At 41.7% G+C, this 14,136-nt stretch carries 10 protein-coding genes; 9 read left to right on the forward strand and 1 reads right to left on the reverse strand.

Annotated elements, in window-relative coordinates; all coding sequences use genetic code 11:
• Positions 1-59 precede the first annotated feature (59 nt).
• Positions 60-1,907 (forward strand): methyl-accepting chemotaxis protein, encoded by a 1,848-nt coding sequence (locus CTY48_RS01155; protein WP_099466684.1) that lies wholly within the window; start codon positions 60-62, stop codon positions 1,905-1,907.
• Positions 1,908-2,079: 172 nt separating this feature from the next.
• Here the strand turns inward: CTY48_RS01155 and rpsT are convergent, their stop codons facing one another.
• The gene (gene rpsT / locus CTY48_RS01160; protein WP_099466685.1) at positions 2,080-2,343 is read right to left on the reverse strand and encodes a 30S ribosomal protein S20; all 264 of its coding nucleotides are present in this window, start codon (positions 2,341-2,343) and stop codon (positions 2,080-2,082) included.
• A gap of 547 nt (positions 2,344-2,890) precedes the next feature.
• Here rpsT and CTY48_RS01165 point away from each other — a divergent pair.
• The 8 genes from CTY48_RS01165 (at position 2,891) to pfkB (ending at position 14,112) form a co-directional block, all read left to right on the forward strand.
• Complete coding sequence (locus CTY48_RS01165) at positions 2,891-4,726, forward strand: NAD(P)-binding protein (RefSeq protein WP_099466686.1); 1,836 nt, start codon at positions 2,891-2,893, stop codon at positions 4,724-4,726.
• Positions 4,720-6,480, forward strand: coding sequence for an NADH-dependent [FeFe] hydrogenase, group A6 (locus CTY48_RS01170; RefSeq protein ID WP_099466687.1), 1,761 nt, complete (start codon positions 4,720-4,722; stop codon positions 6,478-6,480). The genes CTY48_RS01165 and CTY48_RS01170 overlap by 7 nt, the downstream gene beginning before the upstream one ends.
• 149 nt (positions 6,481-6,629) lie before the next feature.
• Positions 6,630-7,586 (forward strand): GPR endopeptidase, encoded by a 957-nt coding sequence (gene gpr / locus CTY48_RS01175; RefSeq protein WP_099466688.1) that lies wholly within the window; start codon positions 6,630-6,632, stop codon positions 7,584-7,586.
• A gap of 97 nt (positions 7,587-7,683) precedes the next feature.
• On the forward strand, positions 7,684-9,144 hold the full coding sequence (spoIIP, locus tag CTY48_RS01180; RefSeq protein ID WP_236354662.1) for a stage II sporulation protein P: 1,461 nt from the start codon (positions 7,684-7,686) through the stop codon (positions 9,142-9,144).
• A gap of 59 nt (positions 9,145-9,203) precedes the next feature.
• Positions 9,204-11,018 carry a translation elongation factor 4 gene (lepA, locus tag CTY48_RS01185; protein WP_099466689.1) on the forward strand — a complete coding sequence of 605 codons (1,815 nt, stop codon included), beginning with the start codon at positions 9,204-9,206 and terminating at the stop codon, positions 11,016-11,018.
• 69 nt (positions 11,019-11,087) lie between these two features.
• Positions 11,088-12,239, forward strand: a complete 1,152-nt coding sequence (hemW, locus tag CTY48_RS01190) for a radical SAM family heme chaperone HemW (RefSeq protein ID WP_236354663.1) — start codon at positions 11,088-11,090, stop codon at positions 12,237-12,239.
• Positions 12,240-12,458: 219 nt separating this feature from the next.
• A complete protein-coding gene (locus CTY48_RS01195; protein ID WP_099466690.1) occupies positions 12,459-13,229 on the forward strand; it encodes a DeoR/GlpR family DNA-binding transcription regulator in 771 nt (256 codons plus the stop codon).
• Positions 13,207-14,112: a 1-phosphofructokinase gene (gene pfkB / locus CTY48_RS01200; protein WP_099466691.1), complete on the forward strand. Its 906-nt coding sequence runs from the start codon at positions 13,207-13,209 to the stop codon at positions 14,110-14,112. The genes CTY48_RS01195 and pfkB overlap by 23 nt, the downstream gene beginning before the upstream one ends.
• The last annotated feature ends 24 nt before the right edge of the window (positions 14,113-14,136 follow it).

Raw genomic sequence — 14,136 nt, forward strand, 5'->3', positions numbered from 1 at the left:
TAGAATATATTTGTAGAATTATTTAATAGAAACAAAAGAAAAATGATGGAGGTCTTGCAATGAAAGGCAAATTGGGAGAGGGAAAGAATTTCATGAAGAGAAGCAAAAAACAAAAGAATATCGATATGAGTGAAATCTTAAATACCAAAAAGAAAAAAAGCAGCCGCAAAGCTGCGAAGCCGGGAAAAAGCAACAGTGGCTTCAGCAAATTGATTGAAACAATAACACCAAAAACGATTGGAAAGAAGATTATTTCTACAACCGCTTTGATTGTGGGATGTATGACGATTGCTATCATTATTTTAGCGGTTAATGCATACAGCTATGCAGGAAAGTTGGAGAGGGTAATTGAGAATGTTACAACAATCAATGCCATTAAAGAAAACACTGAATTGATACCTTCAGATTTACTTTCTTTTGCGACGCAGAACAAAAACGCATCAGAGGCACAGATACCAGAGCGGTTGGAAGTAATCAAAAAAGCAATTGAGGTGACAGATGCCAATATTGAGAAGACAGATGAAAATAAAGACAGCAGAAATGCAGTTGAAACTATCAACCGTCTTTATTCCACCTATGAAGCAAAGGCAAATGAGATTAATGAAATGGGCGAGCTTACTTCCAAGTCATTTGACTCTATTTACTATTTGAGAGATGTGGCAGGATATATTCAGGATGAAGTTTCTATATTGACAGACAGTGAGTTGAAGAGAAGCGAGACCTTAAGAGAAGAGTTAAGCACAAGTTTTGCGGTGACATTTGCAGCAATTATTATTCTTGTTGTTGTGGTTGTTGTATTATCGGTAGGTATTGTTATTGTTTTGGCAAGAAGCATTACAAAGCCATTATATAGTTTGAAAGAGCAGATGCAGATTATGGCGAGCGGTGATTTGACTGCCGAGGAAGTAATTGTAAATTCAAAGGATGAAATCAGAGATTTGGCAGATTCCTTCAATGAAATGAGCATCAGCTTAAAAGATATTATCCGTAAAGTATATTCCATGAGTAAGGAAATTGAGAATTCAACAAAGGTAGTAACAGAAAGTGTAACAGAGAATACAAACGGAAGTGTAAGAATTTCTGAATCTATTGAGGAAATGTCACACCGTATGAATGAACAAAAAGCAGAGTCTGACAGCGCGATGTCAAGAGTGTATGATATGGAGCAGATTTCCGGTAAAATCACTCAGAGTGCTGACCGCATTGAAGATAGAGCAGATCAGTCCATGCAGATGGCTGAAAAAGGAAATGATAACATCATTCAGTATGTAAATCAGCTTTCCAAGGTTAACAGCGTTATGGATCAGGTTGCAAGTGTGGCAACTAAATTAAGTGATAGTACAAAAGAAATGAATGCAATTTTAAATTCCATTACAGAGATTGCATCTCAGACAAACCTTCTTTCCTTGAATGCCAGCATTGAAGCGGCAAGAGCAGGAGAAGCAGGAAGAGGTTTTGCGGTTGTTGCTTCCGAAATCAGAAAGCTTGCAGAGGATTCCCAGACAGCAGCGGGAAGAATTGGTTCTATTATCACAGAGGTACAGGCTGATGCTAACAACATGAGTACTAAGATGACAGAAGGACTTGACCAGTTACAGAAGGGCAATGTTCTTGCAGAGATGACAAGTACAAGCTTTGCAGAAATCAGACAGGGAACCGAAATTGTAAATAAGGATATTAAAGATATCATTAAGGAAATTCAGGAACTGTCAGATATTATTGTCAGCGTTGCAGACAATATGAAGCTCATTGACGAAAAGACCGGTGAGAACGTTACGGTAACGGCAGATATTTCTGCAACAGTAACAGAGCAGACAGCTAATCTGGAAGAGGTTTCTGCAACAGCAGTTGTATTGGCAGACCTTGCAGCAGACTTAGAGAATGCAGTTTCAGAGTTTAAATTATAATATAGTTTATACATAATAAAAATAAAGGGATATACCGAGTTGTGCGGTATATCCCTTTTTGTTATGATAAGAAATTCGGCGCAACAAGATGAAGTAATAGAAAGCTTCACTTGTCATGAATTAAAAAAACCACCAATTGACGGGATTGGTGGTCTATACTTTATAAGATTAATTACTGAATTGCATTAACAGCTTTTGTTAAACGTGAAATTTTTCTTGAAGATGTATTTTTATGGTAAACACCTTTTGTAGTAGCTTTGTCGATTGTTGAAATAGCTTCAACTAAAGCGGCAGCAGCAACAGCCTTGTCGTTTGTAGCAACAGCAGCGTCTACTTTCTTAATAGATGTTTTAACCTTAGATTTGATCGCTTTGTTTCTTTCAGCTTTTGTTCTGTTTACTAAAATTCTTTTCTTTGCAGATTTAATGTTAGCCAATTTAGGCACCTCCGATATTATAATATTATTTCATGGTTGTTATAAATTGAAAATGATGTTTTCAATTTCTTAATTGTTAAATTAAGCATTTACATCATTAGCCGGACACGGACGTGCTAATGTAAACACACTAATATATATTAAGATATTATAGGGATAAAGTCAAGAGAAATTCCCAAAATCTATGAAAAAATTTTTATGCGCATGAATGTAAGGGGAAGATGTTACTGCGTGTATGTATTCGGCACAAAAAAACAACCAAGTCCCTTATTAGTGACGGATTTAGCGAGTTGATGCCGACTTGTACATTTTTTCACAAAAAAATAGTTGAATAGAGACTTGAATTGATAAATATAATCAGATAAAATATAGATAGTAGTAAAATAATACAAAAATAAAAAAGACATATGAAACCAAATGTACAAAATAAACAAATGGGTATGCGGCGTATTGTTTTATGGAAAACAATAAAGGAGGAGCAGTTAGCAGCTAGACAGAAAAATACGGAAAAATGGGAGAAGCTTATTCATAACGTAAGGAGGAAAGTATGAGCAGATTAAGAATAACAACGGAAAATAGTGCTGCACAGACAATAGACAGACTGTATGCAGATGTTGAGAGAAGAATCGTTGCCAGCCCGCCGGGACTTTGTCCTGTAGATTTGACCTTATCTTTTTTGAAGCTTTGCCATGCGCAGACTTGCGGTAAATGTGTTCCGTGCCGTGTCGGACTTGGACAATTGCAGAATTTAATTACAGATGTATTGGATAACAGGGGGACCCATGATACGTTGAAGCTGATTGAAAACACAGCTCAAAATATCAAGGACTCAGCAGACTGTGCGATCGGCTATGAGGCCGCGAATATGGTGCTTCGGGGACTGTCCGGTTTCCGCGATGACTATTTGGAGCATATCGAAGCAGGAAAGTGTAACTATAACTTAAATCAGCCCGTACCTTGTGTGGCACTTTGTCCGGCAGGTGTGGATATACCGGGTTACATAGCCTTAATAGGCGAAGGAAAATATGCGGATGCAGTAAAGCTGATTCGGAAGGACAATCCATTTCCTACCGCATGCGCTCTTATATGCGAGCATCCTTGTGAGGCGAGATGCAGAAGGAATATGTTGGATAGCTCGATCAACATAAGGGGCTTAAAGAGATTTGCCGTGGATAGTGCGAAAAATGTGCCGATACCAGAGTGTGCTGAGGAGACAGGAAAGCGAGTTGCCGTAGTTGGCGGAGGACCGGCTGGGTTAAGCGCCGCTTACTATTTGTCACTGATGGGTCATAAGGTAGTTGTATATGAGAAAAAGAAAAAGCTGGGAGGTATGCTTCGGTACGGAATCCCGAATTACCGTTTTCCGAGGGAACGGCTGCAGGAGGACATTGATGCGATATTATCAGCGGGAGTTGACGTAAAGCTTGGTGTCAATATCGGCGATGAGACGACGATTAAGAACCTGCGCGAGGAGTATGATGCCGTATATCTTGCAATCGGAGCGCATACGGATAAAAAGGTTGGAATTGAAGGAGAAGAGAGCACGGGTGTAATGTCAGCGGTTGAGATGCTCAAAAATATCGGTGATGATAATATGCCTGATTTTACAGGAAAGCGGGTAGTTGTAATCGGCGGCGGAAACGTTGCGATGGACTGCACAAGATCAGCAAAGAGGTTGGGAGCAGATAATGTGACGATTGTTTACCGGAGAAGGAAGGTAGATATGACCGCACTTCCTGATGAGGTTGAAGGTGCAGTGGCAGAAGGCTGTGAGCTCCTTGATTTGATGGCGCCGATCCGGATCGTGGCAGATGAAAGTGGCAAGGCGGTAGCACTTGTTGCCCAGCCACAGATTATCGGAAAAATAAGCGACAGCGGAAGAGCAAATGCAACTGACTCTAAGGAGGAAGAGGTTGAAATTCCGGCAGATGTCATTATTGTGGCAATCGGACAGGGTATTGAGAGCCGCCATTTTGAGGAAAACGGTGTTCCTGTAAAAAGAGGAACAATCCGTGCAATGGCAGATACCGAAGTAACGGAAATTCCGGGCGTATTTGCAGGCGGTGACTGTGTGACAGGGCCGGCAACCGTAATTCGCGCCATAGCAGCGGGCAAGGTGGCTGCTGCCAACATTGACAATTATCTTGGCTTTAATCACTTAATCAGTTGTGATGTTGAGATTCCGGCGGCAAGGCTGGATGACAGACCGGTCTGTGCAAGAATTAACCTGAGAGAAAAGGAAGCGAATGAACGAAAGGATAATTTCGAGTTTATAGAATACGGAATGACACACGAGGAAGCTTGTCAGGAAGCATCAAGGTGCTTACGCTGCGATCACTTTGGCTATGGAGTATTTAAGGGAGGCAGAGTTGCGATATGGTAAATATAACGATTAATAAAAAGGAAGTATCGGTACCTGAAAATATAACTATCATGGAGGCAGCGGCAAGAATAGGGACTTTAATTCCTCACCTTTGCTATTTGAAGGATATCAATGAAATCGGAGCCTGCCGTGTCTGCGTAGTGGAGGTAGAAGGAAAAGACAAGCTGGTAACAGCCTGTAACAATGTTGTGGAAGACGGCATGGTGATTTACACAAACAGCCCGAAGGTAAGGCAGGTACGAAGAACCAATATTGAGCTGATACTTTCCCAGCATGACTGCCACTGTGCGACCTGTGTCAGAAGCGGAAACTGTAAGCTGCAGGAAATTGCAAACAATCTTGGAATCTTGGAGATTCCATATGAGAAAGAGGTAACAACTCTTCCTTGGGATCAAAATTTTCCGTTAATCAGAGACTCCGGAAAATGTATCAAATGTATGAGATGTATTCAAGTCTGTGACAAAATTCAGGCGATGAATGTATGGGATATTTCCTACACAGGCTCTCGCACGACTGTTGATGTTTCCTATAACCGAAAAATCAATGACTCCGACTGTACCTTGTGCGGTCAGTGTATCACACATTGCCCTGTCGGCGCATTGAGGGAGAGGGATGATACACAGAAGGCATATGATGCAATTGCTGACAAGGACAAAATAACGGTTGTCCAGGTTGCGCCTGCAATACGTGCCGCATGGGGAGAAATGCTGGGACTAAAACGAGAGGAAGCCACAATAAAGCGACTTGTCAGTGCCCTTCGGCAAATGGGCTTTGATTATATCTTTGACACCGATTTTTCTGCCGATTTGACCATTATGGAAGAGGCAAGCGAATTTTTGGATAGATTGGAAAACAAAGAGAACAGTACATTTCCGATGTTTACTTCCTGTTGTCCGGGTTGGGTTCGATTCATGAAGGGACAGTATCCGGAAATGGTGTCAAACCTTTCAACGGCGAAATCTCCTCAACAGATGTTTGGGGCAGTGGCAAAGAGCTATTATGCCAAACTTTTGGGTGTTGAGCCTGAAAAAATTTATTGCATTTCCATTATGCCTTGTGTAGCAAAAAAATCCGAGTGTGACTTGGAGACAATGAATGATGCAAGTGCAGGGCAGGATGTGGACTTGGTTCTTACAACGAGAGAGATCGTGAGAATGATTAAGGCGGAAAACATTATACCTAGTATTCTAAAGGAGGAGGAATTTGACCATCCGCTTGGAATTGGATCCGGTGCAGGTGTTATCTTTGGAGCAACCGGCGGTGTAATGGAAGCTGCACTTCGAAGTGCATATTACTTTGTGATGGGTGAAAACCCTGATGCAGATACCTTCCGTGCAGTCAGAGGACAAGAGGGTATCAGGGAAACCGAGTTTGAGCTAAACGGAATCAAGCTTCGCACTGCAGTTGTGACCGGGCTTGCCAATGCCAGAGAAGTCATGGAACAGATTAGAAACGGTAAGGTACACTATGACTTTGTGGAGGTAATGGCGTGTCCGGGAGGCTGCGTAGGAGGAGGCGGTCAGCCGATACATGACGGCATTGAGCTTGCAAAAGAGCGCGCTGACAGGCTGTATCATCTCGATAAGACGAGCGAGATTCGCTTTTCTCATGAAAATCCTTCTATTGTTGCGATTTATAAGGATTATCTGGAAAAACCGCTGTCTCACAAGTCGCATGATTTATTACATACGGATCATACCGCTTGGGAGATGCCTCTGACAAGGAATAATCAGAGAAATTTGAAGTGGGAATAGTTTGTATAAGGAATTCAGTTTTGGGAATGCTAAAGGTGAGCAAAGTGTAACGTAAACTGAGATTAGGAAGCGGGCGTATTGCGATATGCCCGCTTTGTGTATCATGGAAATTCCTGTGATACACAAACTTCTGCTAATTAGGAGGCAAAATGGAAGAGAAAGATAAGTTTGTAATTCGGACGGATTTAGCGCTTGAGGCAAAGGAGAGCTTTGAGGAGGACAACGTTGAGATAAAGGGTGTCATCATTGACGAGAGCTACAAGGAAGAGCAGGACATCAAAATAACGAGAGTTGTAATCGAAAACGAGAACGGCGCAAGGGCAATGGCAAAGCCGATGGGAACCTATGTCACGTTAGAAGCACCTAACATGGTAGTGCCGGATGAAGATTATCACAGGGAGATATCAAAAGAGCTTTCGGAGCAGATTAAAAAGCTGATTCCGATGGAGAAAGAGATATCTGTATTAATCGTCGGATTGGGAAACAGAGAGGTCACGCCTGACTCATTGGGACCTAACGTAGTGGAAAATCTTTTAATAACAAGGCACGTGGTGAAGGAGTACGGTAAGGAAGTATTGGGCAAAAACAAAGTAAATATGATAAGCGGCCTTGTGCCGGGAGTTATGGCACAGACAGGTATGGAAACGTTGGAAATCATAAAGGGAGTTGTGGAAGAGACAAAGCCGGATTATGTCATCGCGATAGATGCCCTGGCGGCAAGAAGCACAAAGCGTTTGAACCGGACGATACAGATTACGGATACGGGAATCAATCCCGGCTCTGGCGTGGGAAATCACAGAAATGGTGTGAATGCAGAGAGCTTGAACGTGCCTGTTATCGCAATCGGTATTCCGACGGTAGTGGATGCGGCAACGATTGTAAATGATACAATGGAAAATCTGATTGATGCGATGGAGCAGACAAAGGAACTAAAAAGTATTGGCGGAACACTGAAAACCTTTGATACCGCAGAAAAATACCAGCTTATCAGAGAGATTATTTCTCCGCATTTAAACGGAATGTTCGTGACACCAAAAGATATTGATGAAACGGTAAAGATGCTTGGATTTACCATATCGGAAGGGCTTAATATGGCATTCTCATAAACTCAAAAGTGAACAGGCAGAATAAAAAAATCTTCATTTGAATATACTTTAAAGAATGGATTTCAATCTATGACACAAGCCATCATCAGGAGGCAAAATGAAGATTTTAAAAAAAAGATTATATACATGTTTGTGGACTATCATTATTTTATTCGGTTTATATGTATGTGTCAGGGGATTTTCTATGGTGACGTTCAAGGACATGGAAAATCCCCTGAATAATGTGATTAACAGCGTAACGGGCACCGTGGGCAAAAATGTTATGAATATGTATATGCCGGGAGTCACCCACAGTGTAGGGGATGACGAGGATTATGGTATCGTGCAGAAGGTGCTGAATACGATTATGGAGAATTCACCTATATATGACTATTTTCGGGAAAGCAAAGGCTATGAGACAACCGCAGACAGCGAGTATACCTATGAAATGATTATTGCGGCTGAGGCGGCTGACGAGAATTATATAGATGCAGAGACTGGTGAGCTGGTGGAAGCAAGCGGAGGCTTGGTGGCGCAGGAAAATGAAAGGTATTTGGCACAGGGGAATGTGGCTGGAAACGGCACAGAAAGCACCGGGAATGAAAACAGCGAGGATAGCAGTGCGGAGGCGGAAAATGGAATAGAGGCGGAAAGCAACGAGGCAGAAGATGGCACAGGAGAAAGCAGTGGAGAGGAAAATGTAGAAGGAGAAAATGGTACGGCAGAAAACGAAGCAGAACAGGCAGAAGGAGAGTCGACCGACACCGAGGCGGTGGAGAGCAGTACAACAGCAAATGCTGTCGGAGTAGAATATTCTCTCGAGAAGCTGGCGGATTTTGACTTCTTAAAAAATACCTTTTATTCCGTGGATTCTACAACCTCGATAGATAGCAGCAGGCTGAATGCAAAGAATATGCTGGAAAAGGATTTGACCATAGAAAAGGATAGCAGCGTTCCGCAAATATTGATTTATCACACCCATTCACAGGAAGCGTTTGTGGACTCAGTAGAGGGCGACAGCAGCACAACGATTGTGGGAGTTGGGGAGTATCTGGCGCAGATACTGGCAAATACATATGGCTACAATGTAATTCATGACAGCTCAACTTATGATATGATAAACGGAAAATTAAATCGAAACTATGCATATACACTTGCAGAGCCAAATATAAAACGAATTCTGGCTGAAAATCCTTCTATTGAGGTTATCATTGACTTGCATCGCGATGGCTTAAAAGATCATGTTCATTTGGTAACAGATATAAACGGAAAGCAGACAGCACAGTTTATGTTTTTCAACGGGTTGAGTTACAGTACAAAGGTAGGAAATATTGAATATTTATATAATCCTTATATTGAAGACAATCTGGCATTTTCCTTCCAAATGCAGCTTGCAGCAATGAAATACTATCCCAATCTGACGAGAAAAACGTATTTAAAAGGACTTCGCTACAATCTTCACCTGATGCCCAGAGCAACTCTTATCGAGCTCGGAGGACAGACAAACACGCTTGAGGAGGCAAAAAATGCAATGGAGCCCCTCGCAGATATTCTGGATAAAGTGTTGAAAGGGAATTGAATAAAAAGCTCGAATATGCTACAATTTCTACAGTAAAGCTTTAATTAAGGAGAAAATGAATGTCAGTAATAGACCAAAGTAAAATTAGAAATTTTTGTATCATTGCTCATATCGATCACGGCAAGTCCACGCTGGCTGACCGTATTATTGAAATGACGGGACTGCTTACCAGCAGGGAAATGCAGTCACAGGTTCTTGACAACATGGATTTGGAGAGGGAGAGAGGAATTACAATTAAAGCACAGTCTGTCCGCGTTATTTACAAGGCGGATGACGGTGAAGAATATATATTTAATTTGATTGACACTCCGGGACATGTGGATTTTAACTATGAGGTATCCCGAAGTCTTGCGGCATGCGACGGTGCGATTTTGGTCGTGGATGCGGCACAGGGAATCGAGGCACAGACCTTGGCGAATGTTTACCTTGCCTTAGACCACAACTTAGATGTTTTTCCGGTTATCAACAAAATCGATTTGCCGAGTGCGGACCCGGAGCGGGTAATCGATGAGATTGAGGATATCATTGGAATTGAAGCGCAGGATGCTCCGCTTATTTCTGCCAAAACAGGGCTTAACTGTGAGCAGGTGCTAAAGCAGATTGTGGAGAAGATTCCGGCACCAAAAGGGGATGCAAGTGCTCCTCTGCAGGCGCTTATCTTTGATTCCCTCTATGATTCCTACAAGGGTGTTATTGTATTCTGCCGTATTATGGAGGGCAGGGTTTCAAGGGGAACGACTATTAAAATGATGGCAACCGGCGCCTCGGCGGAGGTTGTTGAGGTTGGATACTTCGGAGCCGGACAATTTATCCCTGCTGAGGAGCTGCGTGCAGGTATGGTAGGCTATATCACCGCAAGTCTTAAGAATGTGAAAGACACAAGAGTGGGAGATACGGTGACAGATGCACATAATCCGTGCAAGGAGCCGCTGCCGGGCTATAAGAAGGTAAATCCGATGGTTTATTGCGGTATGTATCCGGCGGATGGTGCAAAATACCCGGACCTTAGAGATGCCTTGGAAAAGCTGCAGTTAAATGATGCGGCATTGCAGTTTGAACCGGAGACTTCCATTGCATTGGGATTTGGTTTCCGATGCGGTTTCTTAGGACTGCTTCATCTTGAAATCATTCAGGAGAGATTAGAGAGAGAATACAATTTAGATATTGTTACAACAGCACCGGGCGTTATTTATAAGGTGTACAAAACAAACGGTGAGTTGATTGAGCTGACCAATCCGTCCAATCTTCCCGAGCCGACGGAAATTGACTACATGGAAGAACCTCTTGTCAGTGCGGAAATCATGGTGACGACGGAATTTATCGGACAAATTATGGATTTGTGTCAGGAGCGCCGCGGAATTTATAATGGAATGGAATATATGGAGGAGACAAGAGCGTTGCTTCGCTATGATCTTCCGTTGAACGAAATTATTTATGACTTTTTTGATGCCTTAAAATCCCGTTCGAGAGGATATGCGTCCTTTGATTATGAGATGAAAGGCTATGTGCGTTCCGAGCTTGTGAAGCTCGATATCCTCATCAATAAAGAGGAGGTAGATGCCCTATCCTTCATTATTCATGCGGATACTGCATATGAGCGCGGAAGAAAAATGTGTGAAAAGCTAAAGGATGAAATTCCGAGACAGCTCTTTGAAATTCCGATACAGGCGGCAATCGGAAGCAAGGTTATCGCGCGCGAGACGGTAAAAGCCATGAGAAAAGACGTATTGGCGAAATGTTATGGCGGAGATATTTCAAGAAAGCGAAAACTGCTTGAAAAGCAAAAGGAAGGCAAGAAGAGAATGCGTCAGGTCGGAAATGTAGAAATTCCGCAAAAGGCATTTATGAGTGTTTTAAAACTGGATCAAGATTAATAAGAAGGGGCAAATACTTCCATAAAGCAAGTATTTGTCCTTTGTTTTAGCAAATCAGGAGAAAATACGATGATAAAGCAAGATTTAGAAATATACATTCACATTCCGTTCTGCAAAAAGAAATGTGCATACTGCGATTTTTTGTCATTTCCCAAGTATCGTGAAAACTATGTACCGGCATTAATACAAGAAATTAAAACGGCAGATTTGATGGGAAAGAAGGAGAATGACTATATAGTTCAGACTGTTTTTATAGGAGGAGGAACACCTTCCATTATGAACGCAAAGCATATCCGCTCTATTTTGGATGCAGTTTATAAAAGATTTGAGGTTGCAGAGAATGCGGAAATTACAATAGAAGCCAATCCGGGTACATTGACGGAAGAAAAGCTTGCCGGATATAGAGAGGCAGGTATTAACCGCTTGAGCATAGGTCTGCAATCTGCCGATGATGAGGAATTAAGGGAGCTCGGAAGGATTCACACCTATGAAGATTTTCTGAAAAACTATGATGCTGCAAGAAGGGCAGGTTTTTCGAATATTAATATCGATTTGATGTCTGCCATACCGGGGCAGACAAGAGGGAGTTGGGTGAGTACGCTCCAAAAAATAACGGCATTGAATCCCGAACATATTTCGGCATACAGCCTTATTGTGGAGGAGGGAACGGAATTTTTTGAGAAAATGCAAAAGGGGTTACTGGCGCTTCCGACAGAGGAGGATGAGCGGCAGATGTATTACGATACCAAGAATGTGCTTGAAGGGGCAGGATATAACCGCTATGAGATATCCAATTACAGTAAAAAAGGATATGAATGCAGGCATAACACCGGATATTGGAGAAGAGTGGATTATATTGGCTTCGGACTTGGCGCGTCCTCTCTTATCAATCATAAGCGTTTTTCGAACGATACGGATTTGAAGAGATATTTGCATGAAATGGAAGGTGAGGGGGAAAATATTCGCCCGCATGTTCAGGTTTTAAGTATAGAGGAAGAAATGGAAGAATTCATGTTTCTGGGGCTGCGCCTCATTGACGGAATTAGCAAAAAGGAATTTGGGACAACGTTTCAGAAAAAATATGAAGAGGTATACAAAGAAGCGGATGCAAAATTGACGGCTCAGGGACTTCTTATAAACGAAGGAGACCGGGTGTATTTAACAGAGCGAGGGTTGGATTTGAGCAACCAAGTAATGGCAGAGTTTTTGATTGAAAGATGATTTTGAATTTAAATGACTGAATTTGAATGAAAAGAAAAGCTTTAACGAAACAAAAAATGAACAATATAATAGAAAATTATAATATATTATAGAAAATACTAAAACAAATCAAATCTGTTGTGAAAAATATACAAAAACAGGTGACGAATTTTGTGAATGAAAATGATTGAAAGTGACTGAAAGTGAGTGTATAATAAAATCAGTCAAGGAGGTAAAAGAGTGTTAGTAGAACAGAGATTTGAGGAAATACTAAAGATTGTAGATGAAAAGAGAAGCGTAACAGTCCAAGAACTGATGGATTTATTGGAGGCTTCGGAATCAACGATACGAAGAGACTTGACTACATTACATTCAAATGGAAGGTTAATCAAGGTTCATGGCGGTGCAATAGCATTAGGCTCCAATTATAACACGAAAGATGATGATGTGGAGGCGAGGCAGCTGCTTAACATGGCGGAGAAGAAAATGACAGCCAAATATGCGGCATCTCTTATACGTGCCAATGACTTTGTTTATCTAGATGCAGGAACGACAACAGAATATATCATCGATTATTTGGAAGAAAAACATGCAGTTTTTGTAACAAATGCGATTTCACATGCGAGGAAGCTTTTAAAGGCAGGCTGTACGGTGTATTTGATTGGCGGAGAACTGAAGGCTTCAACCGAGGCAATTGTAGGAAATGAAGCCATGATGAATTTAAGCAAGTATAACTTTACAAAGGGATTTTTCGGAACGAATGGTGTGAGCATGAAGATAGGTTTCACTACGCCGGATTTAAATGAGGCGATGATGAAGAAGGCGGCATTTGCAAGATGCAGCGACAGCTATATTCTATGCGATCCATCAAAATTCAACCAGATTTCACCGATTACTTTTGCAGAATTTACGGAGGCAAAGATAATCACAACAAATCTGGAAGATGCAAGCTACAAACAATGTGCAAACGTACTGGAGGTGAATGAAGATGATTTATACCGTAACATTTAGTCCTTGTCTGGACTATGCAGTCTGGATAGAAGAATTAAAGCTTGGGGAGGTAAACCGTGTGGAGCGGGAACACATGCTTCCGGGAGGCAAAGGGATAAACGTTTCCGTTGTACTTCACAATCTAGGCTATGACAGTGTGGCACTTGGATTTATTGCAGGCTTTACGGGAAGAGAAATTGAAAAGCAGTCTAAAAACCTCGGATTAAGCTGTGATTTCATCAACCTCGAAGAGGGTAATTCCAGAATTAACATCAAGCTGAAAGCAAAAGAGGAGACAGATATCAATGGCATCGGACCTGTTATCGAAGATAAGCATATGAATATGCTCTTTGAACAGTTGGATAATCTGACTGAAAATGACATATTGGTATTGGCGGGTAGTATACCAAACGGTGTCTCTTCAACAGTTTACTGTGACATTATGGAGAGGTTAAAATCAAGCAAGGCAAAAGTTGTGGTTGATGCAACGAATGATTTACTTGTGAACGTGCTGGAAAAGCATCCTTTCCTAATTAAGCCAAATAACCATGAACTTGGTGAGATATTTGGAGTGGAGCTAAAGGACAAGGAAGAAATTATTTTTTATGCAAAGAAGCTACAGGAAAAGGGAGCAAGAAATGTGCTCATTTCTATGGCGGGCGACGGCGCCATTTTCATCGGCGAGGACGGCAATGTTTTAAAAAGTGCAGCACCGAAGGGGAAGGTTGTCAATTCCGTTGGTGCAGGAGATTCGATGGTTGCAGGTTTTTTAGCGGGGTATTTAGAACGAGGCAGCTACGAATATGCATTTAAAATGGGAGTTGCGACCGGAAGTGCAAGTGCATTTTCAAAGCAGCTCGCGACAAAGGAAGAGGTTTTAAAATTATTCAAAACAATAGAATGATAATAATATGAGGAGGATTTCAAT

The organism is Konateibacter massiliensis, assembly GCF_900184995.1.
Taxonomy (GTDB): Bacteria; Bacillota; Clostridia; order Lachnospirales; family Lachnospiraceae; genus Lachnotalea; species Lachnotalea massiliensis.

Coding starts and splice junctions, on each gene's coding strand:
- hemW (WP_236354663.1), top strand. CDS start 11,088: ATGATAAAGCAAGATTTAGAAATATACATTCACATTCCGTTCTGCAAA.
- CTY48_RS01155 (WP_099466684.1), top strand. CDS start 60: ATGAAAGGCAAATTGGGAGAGGGAAAGAATTTCATGAAGAGAAGCAAA.
- spoIIP (WP_236354662.1), top strand. CDS start 7,684: ATGAAGATTTTAAAAAAAAGATTATATACATGTTTGTGGACTATCATT.
- CTY48_RS01165 (WP_099466686.1), top strand. CDS start 2,891: ATGAGCAGATTAAGAATAACAACGGAAAATAGTGCTGCACAGACAATA.
- pfkB (WP_099466691.1), top strand. CDS start 13,207: ATGATTTATACCGTAACATTTAGTCCTTGTCTGGACTATGCAGTCTGG.
- CTY48_RS01170 (WP_099466687.1), top strand. CDS start 4,720: ATGGTAAATATAACGATTAATAAAAAGGAAGTATCGGTACCTGAAAAT.
- lepA (WP_099466689.1), top strand. CDS start 9,204: ATGTCAGTAATAGACCAAAGTAAAATTAGAAATTTTTGTATCATTGCT.
- gpr (WP_099466688.1), top strand. CDS start 6,630: ATGGAAGAGAAAGATAAGTTTGTAATTCGGACGGATTTAGCGCTTGAG.